Genomic DNA, 20077 nt, shown 5'->3' with positions numbered 1-20077 from the left:
TCAATGAGCATCGAACACGTCAAACATCTTGATCAGACGATTGGGATCATCATCCGTTCCGACTTCCATTCTGATGGCATCGAGTTTTTCACACCCAGCATGTTCTCGCAACAACTCGGTTACATGAATCGACCGACCGGATACAAGATCGAACCGCACGTCCATAATCCGGTGCAGAGAGAGGTTCTCTGGACGCAAGAGGTCCTGCTAGTTAAATCCGGCAAAGTCCGAATCGACTTTTATACCGATGGACGGCACTACCTCGAGAGCCGCGTCGCGAGCACCGGAGATGTCGTCCTACTAGCTGCAGGTGGACACGGCTTCGAAATGCTCGAACCGACTGAGATGATCGAAGTCAAGCAAGGGCCGTACTCAGGCGACCAAGACAAAACGCGGTTTGATGCGGTGCCTGACGAAAAGGTCAAAATCAATGATTAAGCCCTTTGATCTTTCTTCGCAGTATTACGATTTACTCTATCACGACAAAGACTACGAGGGCGAAGCCACTTACATCGCCAGCTTGCTTGAGCGGCATGGCTGCCGTGCTGAAGCGGGGGAAACACCACCCTCGCTACTCGAACTTGGTTGCGGGACAGGCGCCCATGCCGAGATTCTATGCCGGCAAGGCTACGATATCGTCGGTGTCGACCAAAGCCAAGAAATGCTCGATCAGGCTAATCGCCGATTTACACAACTTGCTGATCTTCAGTTTGAATGCCATCAAGGCGACGCTCGCTCGTTTCGCGTGGACCGTCAATTCGACGCCGTCATTTCACTCTTTCACGTCGCCAGTTACCAAACAACCGACAAAGACGTCGCAGGCTTCTTCCAAACTGCTTCGGCCCACCTGAAACCAGGCGGGATTTTTGCGTTTGATTTGTGGTACGGCCCCGCAGTCCTGACGCAATTGCCGACCACACGAATTAAACGAGTCAATGACGACAACATTGAGGTCGTGCGGATTGCCGAACCAACACTTTTGGAACGGCAGAACCTGGTCGAAGTCGCATACACTATCTTCGTCACCAACCGGGCGACGGGCGTCATCGGACGGATTCAAGAAAAACATCGCATGCGATATTACTTCGAACCCGAAATAAAAATGCTCGCAAATGCGGCTGGCCTTCATATTGCGAACGAAGAAGAATGGCTTTCTAAAAAAGAGCCATCCGTGGATAGCTGGGGCGTAGCCTTTGTTTGCAGAAAAAGTTAACCCGCCTACGCTCAACCAACCCAAGTGATCACGATGACTCCACACGAAACTTACTTACAGGATCGACTCGATCAGTACAATTTCTATCACTTCATCCGCTTAACAGAAAATGTGCAGACGAAGGGAATCGCCGAATACGTTCCGACGCAACAAGGCGTACTGGCTGCAATTAAACGGCTCGACCTAAAGGGGCATCGAGTACTGGACATCGGATGCCGTGATGGCCTCTATTCATTTGAGGCAGAAAAGGCGGGAGCCTCTGAGATCATCGGCATTGACAACTGCATTTCAAACGCTGCAGTCGAGGTGCTGATCCCCGAACTGAATTCGAAAGTTCAGATGCACGAGCAAAATCTGTTTGACCTCACAGAAAGAACCTACGGCAAATTTGACACAATTATTTTTGCGGGCGTGCTGTATCATCTCCGATACCCGTTTTGGGCCTTGAAATTACTACGAGACCTTTTGAGCGACCGCGGCCAGATGATTCTAGAAACCGGCGTGATGCTCAACGACAATCAGTATCCGCTACTGTTCTGTCCCACCGAAGACGAAAGCCCTTACGAGGCAACGTCGGTAACATTCTTTAACCCCAAAGCACTGCGTGATACACTGGCAACGCTGGGACTTCAAGTTACCCACATCGAACTCCTGAATCATCCAGACTTGCTCGAACGAGAACCAACACTAGGGCTAAAGGATCGTGTGAAGCGTTTTTTGGGAAGGACCCCGGACCGAATCATCGACCGCTTGACACTAACATGTCGCGTTGGTGAACCAACATCCTCCTCAGAGACACGGCAATACTGGGACGGCACGCACGAACTCGAATAAATGCGTCCGAAACAACTCATGCCCGAGAGATCCGCAGAGCGACTGGCAACTTGTCACGCATCACGCGAATGCGGCAATGATTTCCTGCACCTACATCCGGGTACTGGTGCCTTGGGTGAGGGCCATGAAGGCGGATTCTAGGTCGAGCTCTTCTTCGGCGAAGCGGCGGAGGCCGATTCCGTTTTCGATGAGGAGTTTGGGGAGCTCGCTGTAGTCGTCGGTGTCGCTGTTGAGGATCACGCGGACGGCGTCGTCTCCGGGTTGGGTGGACTGGACGAGAGGATGCCCGGTAAAGAGGTCCGCTACTTTTTGCATCTGATCGCGTTGGCTCGGTTGAATAATCAAAACGGTGTGCTCGCGGACCATCCGGATGACTTCGGTGACCTTGGCGTTTTGCTTCAGTTCGCCGCGGTCGATAATACCGACCTTATTACAAACGTCGGCGAGCTCGGGCAAAATGTGACTGCTGACGATAACCGTCTTTCCCATCTCGCCGAGGCGACGCAGCAGGTTGCGCATTTCGATCCGGGCACGCGGGTCGAGCCCCGACAACGGTTCATCGAGCAGCAACACTTGGGGATCGTGCAGCAAAGTCCTGGCCAATCCGAGTCGCTGCGTTTGCCCCCGAGACAGCGTGTTCGCGAAGGCATCTCGCTTAAAGTCGAGGTCGACAATGTCGAGCATTTCATTGACCCGTTTGCGTCGATCTTCTCCGCCGATTCGATACGCCGCGGCAAAGAACTCGAGATACTCAACGACGGTCATGTCGTCATACACGCCGAAGAAGTCGGGCATGTAACCGACCAATCGGCGAATCTCTTTCGGTTGGGTGTGAACGCTGTGATTACAAACGTAAGCCTCGCCCCAGCTCGGCTCGAGCAACGTCGCGATGATTCGCATGGTGGTCGTCTTCCCCGCACCGTTGGGGCCGATGAACCCGAACAGATCGCCAGCTTCGAGATCCAAGTCGATCGATTTGATGGCGAACGCGTCGCCATATTTCTTGGTCAAGTCAACGGTTTTAATCACGACGATTACAGATAAAAAGAAGACGAGAAAATAAAGGGGACACCGATACCAAACACTTAAATCACGAAGCCAATCCAACCTAATACAGATGTGGACTCACTCAACGACGAACCTCTTTCACGGGCAATATCACACGCACCCAAGATTGCGTTTCGCCAACTGGGGTGGCAAAGGCATTGGCCGAATCATTACCGGAATCCGCCCCGTCGCTCGTCGTTTTGACACCGAGCGTTAACCAGGGATCGGCACACCGCCCCACCAAAATGCATTGCTCTTTAGTGAGCAGATCAGTCATATCAAGCTGCCCGAGGATCTCGTTCTGAAGCCCCGTGTAATCGGCGCCCCCCACGACATCGTGAAACATCAACATCTCAGCGAGCCGTTCCGGTCGATCGCTTCGGGTAACGTCCCAGGCTTCGGTTTGCGATGAACTTTCGAGCGCTCGCTGCCGCGACAATTGCCAGCGAAAGTTCTTTTGCCGCATCCTGTCGATTTCTTTGACGGTTGCCCCTGCGGGAAAGCGGGTCGGCAACAAATAAACCATCTGCTGGTAAATCAACATGGAATCGAGAAGGTCAACGTCGAGCGGATTGACGAGACTCCCCTGCAGCGAATCGGAGGTACGACGCCGCTTCATTGGAGCGACCTCGAAGGTGGTTCGGAATTGCATCTGCGCGGCGATCGATTTGCTGCTGCGAGGTGCCAACTCGAGTGAATCGATGCGACTCGCCAAACGCACCCCACCGCCGTGGGACGCATCGTCCGAACCCGACATTAACGGCGACACCGGAACGTGCAGCGGTTCGCTCCACGAATCAATTTGGATACCACCCATCGATCGGCCGGGAGCGCCGAACGGGCCCAGCATTTGGAACTCAATGTCCCGCGAGATGTTGTCCAGTGATGAACTGCGATTCGCCGTCACGCTAACCGTTTGGGCTGGATGCGAATACAGATAAGACCAACGAAACAACCTGCCCACCTGCGAGCTTCCATCGATATCGAGGAACTCAACCGCATTGGCCCGCAACAGGCTATCTTCACCTTGTTCAGATGCCGGCGCGGCATCATTTGACTCATCTGTGGCAAGCGAAGTGCGACGAGGGTTCGCAGCAATGACCAAGGCAATCGAAAGCAAGATTGCCACCACCGGAAACGTCGCCCAACCGAGCAGCGGATTACCGAGAACACGTCGAACGAATAGATAATCCAGCGGCGCGACCAGGGCGATCAAAGCAGCAATCACCAGCGCGATGATCGAAAAACTCACGTTTCGCTTCGTCGAGAAACGATCCAGACTTCGCCGAACCTGTCCCGAGAGATCCGAGTATCCACCCAAGCGAAAGCTACTGCTGACTTCGCCTCGGTCTTCGGTCAACAGATCGCCTGTCAATTTGGTAACCAAGTCCAGGCGTTCGGGCCAATCGACAAACGGCGAAGCGTCCAAATCGGCCGACACGATCGTGACCCGCCCCATAGCAATCGTGTACCGCACCGCGAGCGGCAATCCGATTCGGCGAGAAGTACGGCCCGCGATCAACGCCTCCCCTACGCTCGACAATGTGATGCCGCCTGCGCCGATTGTCTTGGGCAACTGCCAGCCATCGAAAGGACTCAGACGCGACTGACTGTTCGCAAACGTTTCCAACCCCGAGGGATCCATGCGAACGACCGAAGACGAGGCAACGCTCTTGGGCAACAACTCCACCAACCAGGGCGAAGCCTCGAGAGTTTTTGGGGCAGACCCTCCGAGGGTGACAAACAACTGCCCTCCGCCGCGAACCCAGTCGCCGATCGCCGAGCCTTGTGACTCCGACAACTGCTCCAGCACACCGACGCCCGAACCGGTGACGACCATCATGTCGACACCCGAAAAGCCCAACACGTGGTCGGGGATCGACGCGGGCTCCGTCACTCGGGTGACCGCGATGGAGGCATCTCGGTCGAGCAACTCATTGGCACCGATTGTTTCGATCCCTAACGGATCTCCAAAGACAACGACCCAAGGCATGTCATCTGGGATCATGGCGGGCCCCTCCGCCGGCGTACCGACTTCGGGAAAACGAGTCTTCAGCGCGACCTGTCCGTTGCCGCTACCTTCACTGCGATCTGCCAGCCCGTCGGTATCAACCTGGTCGCCTGACGAAGCCTTCGTCGCAGTCGCTTTGCCCGCGGATCGAATCGTCAACGGTGCCGCTTCGGTCCCCGGGACGCAGTACCCAAACACAGCCGCGTCGGCATCATTTGATGAGCCGAGGAAATCTTGTTCATAGAAAACAGTACTCCCATCGCCGTCCGTGGTTTCCAGAACCGCATCGGCGATCGGTGCGAATCGAACCGCCGTCCATCGCCCGGCTCGATAGTGGCCATTGATCCCGACAAAATCGACCGCAGGCGTCTCCGCGGGTGGATCTTGCGCAGAGACGGTGCCGACCAGCGAGAAGACGGCCGCGATCATGAGGAGAACAAATCTCATGGTTTCTCATCCAAGCTGCATTCGCATTCGAAACGGTGGCATCCCGGGCATCCTTGTCCGTATTTTGCCGAGAGGGCTTCGGCCAGGTTCACGTCCGCCACATTTGCGATTGTAAATAGCCACGCGATCACGTCCGCAAATTCTTCCTGAAGGTTCTCGCGATCGTTGCCTCGCAGGGCAGAGGCCAATTCGCCAACTTCCTCCATCAGCCACATGAACGTTCCGTCGATCCCACGGGCGACGTCTTTGTCGTAATACATCCGACGAATGTGCTGTTGCAAATCTTCAATCGAAAGATCGCTGGCGGGACTGGGCATGTTAAAATCAACGTAAAAGACGAGGTGTCGGAGCGGCAGATGCCCCACCCGGTTTGGAAAAACGCATAAAATCCCCGCCATTCTACAGGCAACTAATGGGCCTGGACGGGATCACGCTTTATCCTTCACGGGCGAACGCGTGCCCAAACAGTCTAACGTTGTATTTCGTTGGAGGGAGACGGCACCTGGCGAACGGCCAGTCGCCAGACGTTCACACGAGCCATTTTGTTCGCCCGAATCGGCCTTTTTTGCGAAGGACTTTCCTCTTTCATGCCCGAGTCTTCACTGAATCGCTACCCGTTCTATTGCCCTCGATTTTGGCATGGGATGCGACCGTCGGCTTGGTGGCGTCTGTTGCGCAGTGGAGGGTTTGCGATTAGCCCGTCGAGAGTGCCGCTGGCGTGCTCCGTTTCGATCGCGACACCGTTCAATACGCTCTTGATGGGCCTGCAAAACCTGCTGTACCGGCGTCGGATTCGCGAGGCCGAACTGCACGGCCCGCCGGTTTTCATCATCGGACATTGGCGAAGCGGCACGACGCTGCTGCATGAATTAATGGTCCGCGACGAGAGATTCAGCAGCCCGTCGACGTTTCAGTGTTTCGCGCCGTCGCACTTTCTGTTGACCGAGTGGTTTTTCCGGCGTTTCGCAAAATGGATGCTGCCGGGCAAACGGCCGATGGACAACATGGACACCGGCTGGGACCGCCCTCAGGAAGACGAGTTCGCCCTCGTCAACCTCGGCTTGCCTTCACCGTATCGGCGGATCGCTTTCCCACGCGGCGGGGCCGTTGATATGGGATACCTCGACTTCGAAGGCGTGGACGAGACCGCTCGCGAGCACTGGATCACGACCATGCGGTCCTTCCTACACCGCGTCAGCGCCTCGACCACGCGGCCGCTCGTCATCAAGAGCCCCACGCACACCGGACGGATCGGCCATCTCGCCGCCGCATTTCCTCAAGCACGATTCATCCACATCACTCGGGACCCTCGGGCGTTGTTCCCCAGCACCTGCCGATTGTGGCGGAGTCTCGACGACGTCCAAGGTTTGCAAGCACCGAAAGCCGACACGTCGGACGACGGGATTGAAGAATACGTGCTCGAATGCCTCGAAAAAATGTATCGCGCGTTCCATCAACAGCGTCAAGAAATTGACCAGCATCACCTGATCGACATTCGTTACGAAGACTTGATTGCTGACCCCGTCGGAACGTTGCAAACGATTTATGATTCGTTACGCCTCGCTGATTTCGAAACGGTCCGCGAAGACATCCAAACGTGGACGGAAACCGAACACAAATCCTACCAAACCAACGCCCACCAACTATCCTCAGCTCAAGAGCAACAGTTACGTGAGCGTTGGGGCGAGTACTTTGACGAGTACGGCTATTAGGCCGTATTGGCGGGCCGCTGCATCGGCCTTCATCGCCCCTCACTCCATCCACTCTCCAATCCCTGAGTGCGTTATGCCTTGCCTTGATCACAGTGCATCCAGAATGATCTCTGCTTCCAGAATGGTCTCTCGTTTCTTAGTCGGTCTTTCGTTGGTGGTCGCCATGGTTGGTTGCTCGGCCAAGCCGAAATCGACCGACTCCGAAGACTCCGCCTCAGCCGCAAAATCGCCTGCCGCAGACACCTCGGTCGCCGAAAACACCGAACCGGAGGAAGAAGCTCCTTTCATTTTTGAAGCAAAAGCTTACGAAGCCAGTGCCGAACAATTGCTCGAACAGCGACTCCCGATCGAACAAACGACCGAAGGTTGGATCCGCCTCTTCGATGGTTACACGATGCTCGGATGGGTTATCGCGGGCGAAGCGAACTGGCGAGTGGAAGACAACGCACTCGTTGCCGACCGTGGTCGCGCCTGTCTACTGACCACGACGACACAGTGGGCAGACTATGAACTCGAACTCGAATTTCAGTGCGACGCAGAAACGAACTCCGGCGTCTTCCTTCGCACCGGCATCGAACCACGAGACGTCAAAACCAGTTGCTACGAAGTCAACATCGCCCCCGAAGATAACCCGTTTCCGACCGGTGGCATTGTCCAGCGAGAGAGGGGCAATCCCGTCACAACGCATCCTGATCAATGGCACACCATGAACATGGTTTGCAACCAAGACGACGTGACAGTCAAGATTGACGGTGCACTGACTTGCGAAATCAACGACGCGCCGTCTGAACGAACCGGTTACATCGGCCTGCAATTCCGCTCGGGAATGATCCGCTTTCGAAACATTCGTTTGCGTCCGATCGGTTTGGAAAACCTAATTGACGCGGAACTGACTCATTGGAAACAGTACGCCGACATGCCCGGCGACTTCACCGTCGACGACAATCAACACCTCATCGTCGATGGCGGAAAACAACAACTCGAGTCCACCCAGACGTACGGCGATTTCACGCTGCTCGCGGATTACAAGATGGATGCCCCCAAGTCCAACTCGGGAATCTTCTTTCGCTCAATCCCGGGCGATGTGATGATGGGGTACGAGTGCCAAGTCAACAACGAAACCATGAACAACAATCCTCTGCAGCCCGCCGATTGTGGAGCGGGCGGGATCTTCAAACGCCAAGATGCACGAATCGTTGCAGGCGAACCGGGTCGTTGGAATTCGATTCTGTTGGCCGCAGAAGGATCGCACTTCGCAGCGTGGGTGAACGGCCTTCAAGTGACGGACGTTTACGATGACCGCGAACCTCATGAAAATCCACGCAAAGGGCTGCGGGTCGAACCGGGAACTTTGATCATCCAAGGTCACGACGAGACAACCAAAGCGGCCTATCGCAAGATCGCCGTCAAACCTTCACCCGAGCCGGTCGTGTCGGAAGACGCCGCACCTCAAGAAGAAAACGAGTAACGCCATGGCATCCCATCCATCTCGCCGTCGTTTCCTCCAAACCGGAGCCAGCGGTTTGCTAACGACTGGCCTAGCGAGCACTGGCGCACTCGGCGGTATTGCGGCATCGTTCGCGACGCCGTGTCGAGCCGATTCTGCGGCGCCGCACGCGACCAAATCGTCACTCACACAACCGGCTGTGGGTAACGTGCCAATGCCCAAGATTTCTCTCAATACTAGCACCATTCGCGGTCACGAATTGCCGGTCCCCGAACAGATCCGGGTCACCGCGAAGGCGGGCTTTGACGCGATCGAACCGTGGATCCGCGATTTACGATCCTACGTTGACGGCGGTGGCAAACTATCCGATTTGCGTCAACAACTCGATGATTCCGGTATCGAAATGGCCGGTGCGATCGGGTTTGCGAAATGGATTATCAACGACCCGGCAGAGCGAACCGCGGGGCTCGATGAAGCACGGCGTGACATGGAAATGGTCCGTCAGCTAGGCGGAACCGTGATGGCGGCGCCACCGATCGGGGCGCACACCGAGAGTGCCCTTCGTGATTCCGGACCGATCGATTTGGAAGTGATTGCTGAACGCTATCGAACCTTGCTGGATATCGGTGACAAAATTGGTGTGACACCTCTGCTCGAACTTTGGGGTTTTTCGCCAACACTGAGCCGTCTCGGCGAGTTGGCCTATGTTGCAACCGCAGCAGCACACCCCAGCGCCGCAGTACTGCCTGATTTCTATCACATCTACAAAGGCGGAAACTCAATGACCTCGCTCGCCATGATCGAGGCGTCCCGGATGCCACTGTTCCACATCAACGATTATCCAGACCAACCACCGCCGGCGACCATCGCGGACAAAGACCGAGTCTTTCCGGGCGACGGCGTGTGCCCTCTCGTCGAGACGATTGCGATGTTGCTCAAACACGGCTTTGCCGGAACGTTCTCGTTAGAACTGTTTAACCCCGGCTACTGGAAACGCCCTGTCGCTGACGTGACGCGAGAAGGATTCCAAAAATCAAAAGCCGTGATCGAGCAGGCCGTTGTCAAGGCAACCGCAGACTCGCGATCGTGAACGGAATCCGTTGCTGCTCGACTCGGTAGTGCTCCCTCACGATATCCATGTTGATCCCGGCCCGCCGACGGGCCTCCTCGATCGTCAATGAGCGCAGTTCCTTCAGAGGCTGTTTGTACAATTCCTCTGCACCGGTTTTCTTGCCACACTGGACGCCGAGATCAAACGCGGGCTGCAGGAACCCAGGAATTCGATAGGGCTCGGGATAAACTCGCGCCATCAAGAATTTGAAAACGTGATACTGAATCGTGCTGATTTTCTTGGCCGTCCCCATTGCGAACCCGAGCACAAACGCCTCGTCTTGATCTTGCAATCCACGTCCCAAAAGAACGTGCAGCACATCGTGATCGTGCAAGTCGATTGCACCACGAAATCGAATCGGGCTAGTCGGATTCTCAAACAACCTGACAATCCACGGGATTGCGGTGGCGGGTGCTGCGGGCATCGACTCGATCACTTCCTCAACACTGCGATGGTCATCGTCCACACCGGGATACCACGCCAACCAAAGGTCAGTATCGGTGTAATACCGGCGTGGTCGCCCTTCCTCGTCGTACAACCAAACGCTGGTGTCAAACAGGCTCAGAATTGTTTCAGGTCGTGGCTGATTAGAAGCCGTGATCACGGCAGCGGAGGACCCGATATTCAGATAGTCCAAAACAATGCTTTCGACTTCCAGCATTACCGCGGGGTCTTCTCCTGGGCGAACATCCGATCGCGAAAGACAATCGGATATTTCTAGCACAGCCTCCCGTGACCATTGTCGCAACGTTTTTTGGTTGTTCGCTCGAAACTCACGCTTGAGCAAACCGGCGTGATTGGCAGCACGGATGATCGCGAGCGTCCAGGCGATTTCCGGCCGACCCGCTGTCGCTCGCCCCGATCCTCGCGACGACACATTGAGATCGCCGCCGCCCTCTTGATCGGACACCGCGACCACACACCGGTAGTGGCCACCGGATCCATCTTCGTGATGCGAAACGATAAACAACGGTTTGCGGCACAACTGAGAAACGGCGGCCAAAGTCGCGGCAAAGGGGCTTTCACCATTGGCCACCAACAGGTTGCCGCCTTCCGAATCCGATCGTCCGGCCGACTCGTTCTCGACCGGTACGCGGGAGAGTCGCTTGATCCGCAGGGTGCACTGAACCGGCCCCGGCGGCGAGTCTGCGATCGCAACATCACGCACCTCCACCATCGCGACACGAAGCGGCAAGGCCTGTGAATGTGACTGGATTTCGGACATGGGAATTCCTTGGGGATGAGATCACCACGCAGAATCGATTTACCGACTGCGGTGCGACGCATCCCCGATTATACGCTTTCGGTGAAACGCACATTTCGCCGAAGATCGCTGGACACCGCACCGCGAAAATGTCCGTCTCCTGCGTTTAAGCGATCTTTGATACGATCCTCGGGCCCGAGGTTTCAATATTTTCCCGCACCGACGTTTTAGCTTCCCATGACCAATCAACAGACTTTCGAAATGATTCGCCGGATCGTTCTGTGTTACCCGGTCGAACCACATCATGTGGCTCAGATCAAACAAACACTCGCGGACTGCAAGAACGACGCGACGATCCCGTTGGACCACGAAATCGAAGTCGTTGACGCGGGCCAGGAACGCGTTGACGAACTGCTGCCGACGGCGGACATCTTCATCGGCCATGCCAAGGTGCCTGTCGACTGGGACCGTGTTCTCGCGGCAAAACGGTTGCAATGGATCCAATCATCAGCGGCCGGATTGGATCACTGTTTGGTCGCGGGTGTGATCGCGGAACCCGGCATCATTGTCAGCAGTGCGTCTGGATTGTTTGCACCACAGGTTGCCGAGCAAACGTTTGCGTTGTTGTTCGGATTACTGCGACGGATCGGATTGTTTGAACGGGCTCGGCAGATTCCTGAATTCATTCGTCGCCCCACCGACGACATCCGTGGCAAGACCGTTGGGATCGTGGGCCTCGGTGGCAACGGACGAGAAATTGCAAAAATGCTGCGGCCCTGGGAAGTCAAAATTCTCGCGACGGATTACTATCCCGAAAACCAACCGGACGAAGTCGACGCGTTATGGCCGACGAGCCGAACAGACGAATTGTTCGCTACGTCGGATATCGTGATTTTGACGCTGCCTCTAAACGCGTCGACTCGGCACTGCGTCTCTGAAAAACAATTCGCGGCGATGAAACCCGGCAGCTACTTCGTCAACGTGGCGCGAGGCGCGGTCGTGGATGAATCGGCGTTGGTCGCCTCACTCGCGAGCGGTCATTTAGCCGGTGCCGGCGTGGATGTGACGGAGACCGAACCGTTGCCTCCGACGAGCCCGCTGTGGACGGATCCAAACGTATTAATCACGCCGCACGTTGGGGCTCAATCGATTCGCCGTGTGGACGACACGACGGATCTCGTTTGCATCAATCTTCGTCGATACTTTTCCGGTTTGCCGCTATACAATCGGGTCGACAAGACGCTCGGCTTCCCACACCCGAGCGTTTCATACCGGGTCGCCGGTGCTCAACCGACGAACGATTCGCAGTGATACCGAGACGATATCCCCTGTTTTCGAGACAACCTTTCCTCCTAGACGACGAGTTTGAACGTGAGCAGTAACCGCCCGCCGATGCCGTCCCATGCCATCGTGACCCACAGCGGACGCCCCGTCGGTCCCATGACGATGCCCGATCAAAATGGGGAATCATTTGTCGAGGAATTCAACCGGACTTACCGTTCGATCGGGCTTTCGGTGACCTTGAACGAACAGGGACGCCCTTTAGTCTCGCAGGTGAAAGGTTTACACTCTCCGATCGAGTGCTGCTCTCCCGGACACGCCGATGCGTTCGTATCGGGAACCGTTTGAACGGGCACCGAGCACGGTGGCAACGAGCCGGCGTGGGTACGATTTTGACCGGGCGATATTGATCGAGAATACAATGAGTGATGCAAAAGTACGTGGTGTAGTCCACCTGATCGAGGAAACGAAGACCTACGGCCAAAAGGGCTTTCGCAAACGGATGGTCGTCCTGGAACAGGACAAAGGCAGTTTCACCAACTACGTCCCCGTGGAATTCACCCGCGACGCCTGCGATAGCGTTGACGAGATGAAGAAAGGCGACGAAGTCGAGGTCACTTACCGTCTCAACGGACGCCGATGGCAAAAAGACGCCAACAGCGAGGTCAAATTCTTCGTCAACGTCGAAGCGATGTCCTTCGAAGTGGTCGGTGGCAGCCCGTCGTCGAGCGGTTCGGCTAACGACGCATTCGCCGAAGCCGGCGGAGAAGAAGACGACGCCCCGTTCTAGCCTCACGGAACGGGAAACGACGTCCCCACGGTGACAATTTGAGGTTTTCTCTGAAATACCTCACAAACGTTAGACAAATGTCGCCCTAAGGTGCATCTTGTGGGGTGATGAGCCACTCTACCGCACCGCCGTCTGCTGCCGCCTTCTCCCAACGGGTCCGGACCAGCGCCCGCCAACTCGCCGAACTCGGCGAGGACGCGATCAGCGGATTGATCGACCTGACCTCCCTGAGGTTGGTTCGTTTTGCCACCACGCTCACGCGGAACCAGCACGACGCCGAGGACGCGGTTCAGGCAACCCTGGTTAAGATTGCGGCCCAACCAGGGCGGCTGCATCAATGCACGGATCCGTGGGCGTATCTTCTGCGAATGGTCCGCAACGAGTCTTTGATGATTCTACGGCGACGACCACGCTGGAACCTGATCGGCGATCTTTGCGATCTACTCACGCGGTGCCGCGTCGACGAACTCGAACGCGAGGAGAGTTACCGTGCGATCTGGAAGGCGTTGCGAACGCTGCCGACTGAACAAAGCGAGGTCGTTGTCCTAAAAATCTGGGAAGAGATGACGTTCGCCGGTATCGCGGGCGTTCTGGAAATTTCTCCCTCGACCGCCGCGAGCCGATATCGGTACGCGATCGCAAAACTCAACGGTCAACTCCGCGAACAGATCGCACCGTCGTCGAGCGAGGATCTGCAGCATCATGTTTGATCCCTCCCCACCGAATCGCAACCGGCACAATTCGTTCTACAACGAGATGAACGATCTGTTCGGCGAAGACTTGCGAGAACCCCACTTTACCGACGAAGCGTCGCATGACGGGCAAGACTTAGAGGACTTGATTCGCGGCGCCGGCCACTACGTTCACCCCGGCGATCAACTCCGCGCCCGCATACTTGAGTCCGTAAATTGCCGACGCGAACGACGCCACATGTGGCAACGGTTCTTCGGCGGCTTTGCGTTGGCAACCACCGTGGTGTTGGCATTGATCATCATCGGTCAAATCGGCCTCGCCGTCACACCACGAGGCCGGACGGCCAGCGACCTTCAACATCAAGCCACTCGGCGCGCCAACGCTGACGGCGTCGCGTGGGAGTGGGCACTTACCGAGGTGGTTTATGACTGGCGTCGCTCAGCGGCAGCGAGCCTCCATTGCGAACCTGCCCATCCTCCGAAAGTTCGAACGGGCGAATCTCCGACCGATGGAGCCGAGAGATGAACGAGCAAGCATCGGACGCGGACGAATTGACAATGTGCTTGCGTTCGTTTCATCGCTCTCTGCGTGCGACCGTTGTCGCAGGCGCAAAGCTCGATCTCGGTTCCCCGCGTTCTCACGCCGACAATTCTCTCGCTGAAGCAGCCACATCGACTGATAACAAACAACTGCTCTCGGGCGCCAAAAACCACGGCGGTATCGCGACCATTTCAAAGCTCGACCGGCTCGAACCTTTGCTCGATGATCTCGTTCGCCGGGAACGCACAACCACCGATTCGCCCGGGAAGCAAAACGAGGAGTCGGCGCACACGCTGCCCGCATCTTATGTTTCAGCGTTTCGTGTCTTTCAGCAAACCGGCAGGATCGATTTGGTTCTCGATTCGTTGTCACTGCCGTCAACGATTGCCGGTGAACTCGCCAGCACCGTTCGTCCAGTTTGGTTCTACCTTGCGTTGATGCTGGTCGTCGCGACGGCAGGCATCACGGTTTTTGCAACCATCTCGGCTCCGCGGGTTGCAGCCATTCGCGAGGACTTGGCATTAATGCCCGCCGCGACAACGAGCGACTCTTGGTTCGCCGCCCCCGACATCAATCCGCTGCTCATCCTTTTGCCATTGTTGACCATTGGCATGATCACGCTCGGACTCACGACGAAGGGTTCCGCGACCATCGTCAGTGGCCTGGGCGGCCGACGCTATCGCACCGACCGCTCACGTGCCGTTCTCGCAAACATTGAAAGGGCACGCGAAGACGCCGACGACAAAGATTACACGGGACGGCGCAGTCGATTGTCGTTAATGTCCGCCCACGCGTTCTCGCTGGCGCAGCATCGACTGACTCGACTACGAATCGGATTGCCGACTCTCTTGGTTGCCGTCCTCGGTGGCGGCGGTGCGTTGTTTTACTGCCTGATCCTTTTTGGTCCGCTTATCTGGCTCATTCATGACTTGGCAACGATTGCGGCCGAACAGGGAATGTGGCCATGACCGACAACGACATGACACTCTCCCCCGAAACGCAGTGGATCGACACCTGGCTTCCTCATCGGGACAAAATTGTTTCGGCGTTGACTCTCACGTCCGACGTGATTTCGGGATCCCCTCGACGAAAACTACGCCAATTGGCCGATGAGGTCGCTTTCGTCGACAACGAGATGGATGTCCTCAAAAACCCGTTGGCGTTGGAGATTTTCCTACACCTTGAATCCATCCCCAACGCCACCGGTGACTTCGATCCACTCGATTCGTCTCACTCGCTTGCTTCATCGACGAAGCCGGAACCTGCCGCTCCAACTGAAAACATCGAATCGCGAATCGAAGCCGCGGTCAACGCCGTCGTGTTGTCTCACCTGAAAGTTCAATCGCGAGGCCAACGAGTTCTCACCATGATCGCCTATCCGTTGATCGTGCTTACCGTATGCACCGGCGTGTTGGTCTTAACCAGCTTGCTAGTCGTCCCGACGTTTGAACAAATGTTTGATGAGTTCGGTCTACAGCTTCCTTTTTTTACTCAAACTCTCTTTGCGATTGCGGCGGTGATCCAATCACCAATGACTTACCTCGGACTAGCCTCGGTAGGGGCGTGCGTCGGATTACTGGCATGGCTGCGATGGGGATCAACATCTCCTCTCCATCGCCGCTCAGGCGCCTCCGGCACGTCGGTCAATTTGCATGGATCCGGACCGCGGACAACACGGGGTGCGTGGGCTGATTGGGCGTGGCACGTCTCGCTGCTGATGCGGGCGGGACTCGGAAAAACTGAAGCGATCGAGATGGCGGGGGCGGCCTCTCAACAATCATGGCTCGCTCGTGGCAGTCGATTCTGGGCCGATGCGATTCGAAACGGGGACGATCCCTTTCATGGCGTTACTCACTTTCGCAAAGTGCCGTGCCATTTACTCGCCGATGCACTCGGGCTCGACGTCGCCCTCACCCAACACGTTCGCCCACCCAACACGTCATCTCGCACTGCAGCAATCGACACGACTTCGCTAAAGCAATATCAGGCGGGTGTATTGCGTGATATCGCCGAACTGTACTGGGACCGTGATCAACGCGGCACAGTATGGCGTTTGGGATGGGTTTCCCCGCTGATCGTTTTCGGTGTCGGTTTCATCATCTGGTTTGTCGTCATCGCTCTGTTCGCGCCGCTGGTCAGCTTGATTACGGGGTTATCATGAGCAACAACGAACCTCTCTTTTTTCAAGTCACGGTGCCACACGAACGCGCACTCGTTCGGGTTTTGTCGATGTCGGTACGTCGACGACTCAACACGGCGATCACGGTTGAGCGATTGGCGGGCGAGTTTTCTCGCGGCCCCGGGCGAGCGTTGCGTCAGGTAGCCCGTCTGCTAGCCGAACGAACGCCCATCGTCGACGCACTCGAACAAACTCCAAGAGCACTCGACCCGACGGCGGTATTGCTGCTGCGACTCGCGTCTGAAAGCGGGACGTTTCCCGAAACGCTGGACTCACTGATCGCCAACGATGGGCAGACCGATCTGGCCGATGAACTTCGCACGACATCGGTTGAAAACCAGCTTTATCAAGTCGCGGTCGGCTTCATGATGGCGTGGTTACTGATCACGTTTTTACTGACGTTCATCATTCCGACGTTCCAAAAGATGTTTGAGGAATTTGGCATCGATCTACCTGACTCGATGCTGCTGCTGATCGCGATCGGCCAGTACTGGCCGTTGATGATGATCCTGTCTCTCGGTTTTTTCGTGTTCCTGTTAGCGATGGGGCCACTGATTTTTGGACGCCCCGCGTGGGCCTTCGGGCTCGGGCGACGATTACCGCGTGCGGGGTCCGACCTGCTGTCGCTGCTCGCGATCATCATTCAATCGGGGCGTCCGCTGAAATCAGGAATCGAGACGCTGTCTCGGATCCATCCGGTCAGTCGAATCCGCACTCACCTCGTCCGCGCGTCGAAATCCATCGACCAGGGCGAAGACACATGGCGGGCACTCGCCGCGGAAAAAATCATCGGGCCTACCGAAATGGACGCTCTGCAGATTGCCGATGACAAATCGGCCCAAGCGTGGCTGCTGCGTCGTGCGGCAAGATTGAGCAACACGTGGAAAGATTTACGTGGAGCCTTCGTCGTTCGTTGCATTTCGCTGACATCGCTCTTTGTGTTGGCCGCGATTGTCTTATTAGCAGCCGTGGCTGTTTTCACGTCCGTCTACGGCCTCGTCAATGCTCTCGCCTGCGTGGTGTACGTCTGATGAAAACGTTCAATCGCAATCGAAACCACCGCACGGGCGTCACCATGATCGAATGCGTGGTCGCCACGTCGATCTTGCTGGTAGCGATGACCACCGTAACAACGATGGCGTTTCGAGTGAATCGTTTGTGGATCGATGTTGCTGACCAACGAATCGCAATGAACGAACTCGCCAACACGCTCGAGTCAATCACCGAACTTCCCGCTGAACAAATTGACGAAGCGATTGCCGCCATCCAACCTTCGGCAATGGCATCCTCAAACCTCGATCAACCGCAACTCTCGGCCACTCGCGCGACGGACGAATTCGGTGATCGCATTGTCCTGACGCTCTCGTGGCGGTCAACAAACCCGATTCACCCGGTGTCTCTGACGGGCTGGATCACCCCGCGGGAGACGACACCATGAACACTCACTTCCATTGGCACAGGCGGGCACATTCCCGCTGGCAAACCGAACCTCGACGTGGATCATCCCTCATCGAAATCATGGTGGTACTCTCGGTATCCTCGACACTACTCGTGCTCGCCGTCGGTTGGATTCACCAGTCGTTCCGTCTTGCCACGGCCATGCGAAATCACGAGCGAAACCACCAAAGTTTGCTTCGACTGTCACGGCAATTCCGTGAGGACGCGCACCTGGCCACTTCGGTAAGCCCCGTCGACGCGGGCGTAGATTTCTTGTTCGACGATTTGACGATCCGATATCGAGTCGGTGGCAACGCGGTTATTCGCAGCCTTCGAAAGACAACAGCTGAGGATGTCGTCGGACGAGAAAGCTACCAACTCGCCACAAACTCTCGTCTTCGGTTTGACGTGGACTCCACGGCCGGCTGGGCGACCCTCGTCGTTCGACGCGCAGGCCCACCAACCAAACGCAACACGGACGAATCGAACGTCCCCTCCGATAATACTCAAAACATCAACCCTCAAATCATCGAGGGCTTCGACGAGCAATCAACCACGCTGACGGACCTCACCGTCCGAGCCGCCGTCGGACGGTGGCGCAATGCACAAACACAACGGGCTGGACCAGAAACCGAAGAGACTCAGCCGTGACATCACTGCAACGCCACACGCATCAACACGCAGCATTCCAGCAGCCAGCGTACCAGCAGCCAGCGTACCGACACGCAGCACAGAAACCTCGTGGAACCATTCTCATTGCCGTCTTGGTTTGCCTTGCGATCGCATCCACGATCACCGGGGCGGCGATACAGTCGAGCCTGCGTGCGAGACATCAAATGAAAGTCCACTGGCAACTCGAACAAACACGAACGTTACTCGACGCAGGTATCCGACGCACGCTCAGCCTCGCTGCAGAAGACTCCAACTACGAAGGTGAATCGTGGGTCGTCGATGACGCCCTTGAGTCGTTCTCCGAAGCAAGAGTTGAGATCAAACTACTTCCAACCGACAGTCCCGACGAGACGGACTTAACGCAGTTTGAAGTTATCGCAACGATCCGAAACCGTGACCTCCAACCCGTGCAAACCAAACGGTCCCAGATCGTCGTGACGCAACGCACATCGTCACCCGCCCCCTCTCGCCCATCTGACGACAACTCGTCCCCCAACGAACCATCCGACAACTCGTAGGAGTCTCTCATGACACAAAAATCTCATCGCATTTCGAATGCCTTTACCCTCGTCGAGTTGTTGGTCGTGATCGCGATCATCGGCGTGTTGGTCGGTCTCTTGTTACCAGCCGTGCAAGCCGCTCGCGAAGCAGCCCGACGCTGTTCGTGTTCAAACAATTTGGCCCAACTCGGCCTCGCCGTGCACAACTTCGAATTTTCGATGGAACACCTGCCTTCCGGTTCGATCAACCCCACCGGCCCGGTGCTCAACGAACCCGTAGGTCAACATGTCGGGTACCTCGTGCAACTCTGCCCTTACGTGGAACAGCGGGGGATCGCAGATCAATTCGACATTGCCCTCGGCACGTACGCTCCCGACAACGCGCCCGCTCGTGCTCAAACGATCCCAACGTTTCTTTGCCCCTCATTCCCATTCGGCCAGAACCAAGACAATTCATCGGGCCTCACTAACTACGCCGGATGCCACCATCACACCGAAGCTACGATCGACGCGAACAACAGTGGTTTGCTATTCCTCAACAGCCGTGTGCGATACGGCGACATCACCGACGGCAGCTCGCACACGATCCTGATTGGCGAGATGACTCCTGAGCAATCGAGTCTTGGCTGGGCATCGGGCACTCGCGCGTCGCTGCGAAACACGGGCACCTTCGGCGGAACTGTTATGACTCCGGACAACACCCAGCAAAACGACGTCAACGCGATCGATCCCGGCAATGCAGGCGAGGTCGACAACGGCGAAATGGCCAGCGACTACGTCGGAGGCTTCGCGAGCAAACACCAAGGCGGTGCCCAATTCTGCTTTGCCGATGGTTCAGTCCGCTTTTTGACGCATTCAATCGACGCCACTTTGTTCCAAAATCTCGGCCACCGAGAAGACGGAGCGATGATGGGGACCGAATACTAACCAATCGATCTCGACCAGCGAAAAGACGAACC

The 20077-nt window shown here is 56.4% G+C and carries 22 protein-coding genes; 18 read left to right on the top strand and 4 right to left on the bottom strand.

The genetic code is table 11. The annotated features are described in order from the left end of the window. Nucleotides 1-3: 3 nt before the first annotated feature. The 3 genes from FHS27_RS00200 to FHS27_RS00190 are packed head-to-tail and all read left to right on the top strand — an operon-like array spanning nt 4 to nt 2047. Nucleotides 4-438 (top strand): hypothetical protein, encoded by a 435-nt coding sequence (locus tag FHS27_RS00200; protein WP_184300144.1) that lies wholly within the window; start codon nt 4-6, stop codon nt 436-438. Then, nucleotides 431-1213, top strand: a complete 783-nt coding sequence (locus tag FHS27_RS00195) for a class I SAM-dependent DNA methyltransferase (RefSeq protein WP_184300141.1) — start codon at nt 431-433, stop codon at nt 1211-1213. Before FHS27_RS00200 ends, FHS27_RS00195 begins: the two co-directional genes overlap by 8 nt. A gap of 33 nt (nt 1214-1246) precedes the next feature. Then, entirely contained in the window at nt 1247-2047 is an 801-nt protein-coding gene (locus FHS27_RS00190) for a class I SAM-dependent methyltransferase (protein WP_184300138.1), read from the top strand. A 90-nt stretch (nt 2048-2137) separates the two neighbouring features. Here the strand turns inward: FHS27_RS00190 and FHS27_RS00185 are convergent, their stop codons facing one another. The 3 genes from FHS27_RS00185 to FHS27_RS00175 form a co-directional block, all read right to left on the bottom strand. Continuing rightward, nucleotides 2138-3076 carry an ABC transporter ATP-binding protein gene (locus FHS27_RS00185; protein WP_044252184.1) on the bottom strand — a complete coding sequence of 313 codons (939 nt, stop codon included), beginning with the start codon at nt 3074-3076 and terminating at the stop codon, nt 2138-2140. 100 nt (nt 3077-3176) lie between these two features. Next, a complete protein-coding gene (locus tag FHS27_RS00180) occupies nt 3177-5552 on the bottom strand; it encodes a hypothetical protein (RefSeq protein WP_246418937.1) in 2376 nt (791 codons plus the stop codon). Further along, nucleotides 5549-5869 carry a MazG nucleotide pyrophosphohydrolase domain-containing protein gene (locus FHS27_RS00175; protein WP_009095425.1) on the bottom strand — a complete coding sequence of 107 codons (321 nt, stop codon included), beginning with the start codon at nt 5867-5869 and terminating at the stop codon, nt 5549-5551. Before FHS27_RS00175 ends, FHS27_RS00180 begins: the two co-directional genes overlap by 4 nt. Nucleotides 5870-6139: 270 nt before the next feature. On the opposite strand from FHS27_RS00175, the gene FHS27_RS00170 reads away from it, so the two are divergent. From FHS27_RS00170 to FHS27_RS00160, 3 genes are all read left to right on the top strand, one after another. Beyond that, nucleotides 6140-7264: a sulfotransferase family protein gene (locus FHS27_RS00170; protein ID WP_044252187.1), complete on the top strand. Its 1125-nt coding sequence runs from the start codon at nt 6140-6142 to the stop codon at nt 7262-7264. A gap of 103 nt (nt 7265-7367) precedes the next feature. Next, on the top strand, nt 7368-8732 hold the full coding sequence (locus tag FHS27_RS00165; protein WP_246418936.1) for a 3-keto-disaccharide hydrolase: 1365 nt from the start codon (nt 7368-7370) through the stop codon (nt 8730-8732). A gap of 4 nt (nt 8733-8736) precedes the next feature. Next, nucleotides 8737-9801 (top strand): sugar phosphate isomerase/epimerase family protein, encoded by a 1065-nt coding sequence (locus tag FHS27_RS00160; RefSeq protein WP_184300135.1) that lies wholly within the window; start codon nt 8737-8739, stop codon nt 9799-9801. Here the strand turns inward: FHS27_RS00160 and FHS27_RS00155 are convergent. After that, a complete protein-coding gene (locus tag FHS27_RS00155; protein ID WP_184300132.1) occupies nt 9773-11047 on the bottom strand; it encodes a hypothetical protein in 1275 nt (424 codons plus the stop codon). The two genes, FHS27_RS00160 and FHS27_RS00155, sit on opposite strands and share 29 nt — an antisense overlap. A 216-nt stretch (nt 11048-11263) precedes the next feature. Between FHS27_RS00155 and FHS27_RS00150 the strand changes: the two genes are divergently transcribed. The 12 genes from FHS27_RS00150 (at nt 11264) to FHS27_RS00095 (ending at nt 20045) form a co-directional block, all read left to right on the top strand. Further along, a complete protein-coding gene (locus FHS27_RS00150) occupies nt 11264-12337 on the top strand; it encodes a D-2-hydroxyacid dehydrogenase (protein WP_184300129.1) in 1074 nt (357 codons plus the stop codon). 60 nt (nt 12338-12397) lie between these two features. Further along, entirely contained in the window at nt 12398-12655 is a 258-nt protein-coding gene (locus FHS27_RS00145) for a hypothetical protein (protein WP_184300125.1), read from the top strand. 73 nt (nt 12656-12728) lie between these two features. Then, on the top strand, nt 12729-13097 hold the full coding sequence (locus FHS27_RS00140) for a DUF3127 domain-containing protein (protein WP_044252192.1): 369 nt from the start codon (nt 12729-12731) through the stop codon (nt 13095-13097). 107 nt (nt 13098-13204) lie between these two features. Beyond that, a complete protein-coding gene (locus tag FHS27_RS00135) occupies nt 13205-13807 on the top strand; it encodes an RNA polymerase sigma factor (RefSeq protein ID WP_184300122.1) in 603 nt (200 codons plus the stop codon). Then, a complete protein-coding gene (locus tag FHS27_RS00130) occupies nt 13800-14315 on the top strand; it encodes a hypothetical protein (protein WP_184300119.1) in 516 nt (171 codons plus the stop codon). The genes FHS27_RS00135 and FHS27_RS00130 overlap by 8 nt, the downstream gene beginning before the upstream one ends. Further along, nucleotides 14312-15298: a hypothetical protein gene (locus FHS27_RS00125; RefSeq protein ID WP_184300116.1), complete on the top strand. Its 987-nt coding sequence runs from the start codon at nt 14312-14314 to the stop codon at nt 15296-15298. The genes FHS27_RS00130 and FHS27_RS00125 overlap by 4 nt, the downstream gene beginning before the upstream one ends. Continuing rightward, nucleotides 15295-16491 (top strand): Type II secretion system F domain protein, encoded by a 1197-nt coding sequence (locus FHS27_RS00120; RefSeq protein ID WP_184300113.1) that lies wholly within the window; start codon nt 15295-15297, stop codon nt 16489-16491. The genes FHS27_RS00125 and FHS27_RS00120 overlap by 4 nt, the downstream gene beginning before the upstream one ends. After that, entirely contained in the window at nt 16488-17540 is a 1053-nt protein-coding gene (locus FHS27_RS00115; RefSeq protein WP_184300110.1) for a type II secretion system F family protein, read from the top strand. Before FHS27_RS00120 ends, FHS27_RS00115 begins: the two co-directional genes overlap by 4 nt. Beyond that, nucleotides 17540-17947, top strand: a complete 408-nt coding sequence (locus FHS27_RS00110) for a type IV pilus modification PilV family protein (protein WP_184300107.1) — start codon at nt 17540-17542, stop codon at nt 17945-17947. Before FHS27_RS00115 ends, FHS27_RS00110 begins: the two co-directional genes overlap by 1 nt. Then, nucleotides 17944-18597: a PulJ/GspJ family protein gene (locus tag FHS27_RS00105; RefSeq protein WP_184300104.1), complete on the top strand. Its 654-nt coding sequence runs from the start codon at nt 17944-17946 to the stop codon at nt 18595-18597. The genes FHS27_RS00110 and FHS27_RS00105 overlap by 4 nt, the downstream gene beginning before the upstream one ends. After that, on the top strand, nt 18594-19136 hold the full coding sequence (locus FHS27_RS00100) for a hypothetical protein (RefSeq protein WP_184300101.1): 543 nt from the start codon (nt 18594-18596) through the stop codon (nt 19134-19136). The genes FHS27_RS00105 and FHS27_RS00100 overlap by 4 nt, the downstream gene beginning before the upstream one ends. A 9-nt stretch (nt 19137-19145) precedes the next feature. Continuing rightward, entirely contained in the window at nt 19146-20045 is a 900-nt protein-coding gene (locus FHS27_RS00095; RefSeq protein WP_184300099.1) for a DUF1559 domain-containing protein, read from the top strand. The last annotated feature ends 32 nt before the right edge of the window (nt 20046-20077 follow it).

The organism is Aporhodopirellula rubra (assembly GCF_014192335.1).
GTDB classification, from domain to species: domain Bacteria; phylum Planctomycetota; class Planctomycetia; order Pirellulales; family Pirellulaceae; genus Rhodopirellula; species Rhodopirellula rubra.
Note: the sequence above shows the minus strand (reverse complement) of the source record. Positions and strands in the feature narration are given on the sequence as shown.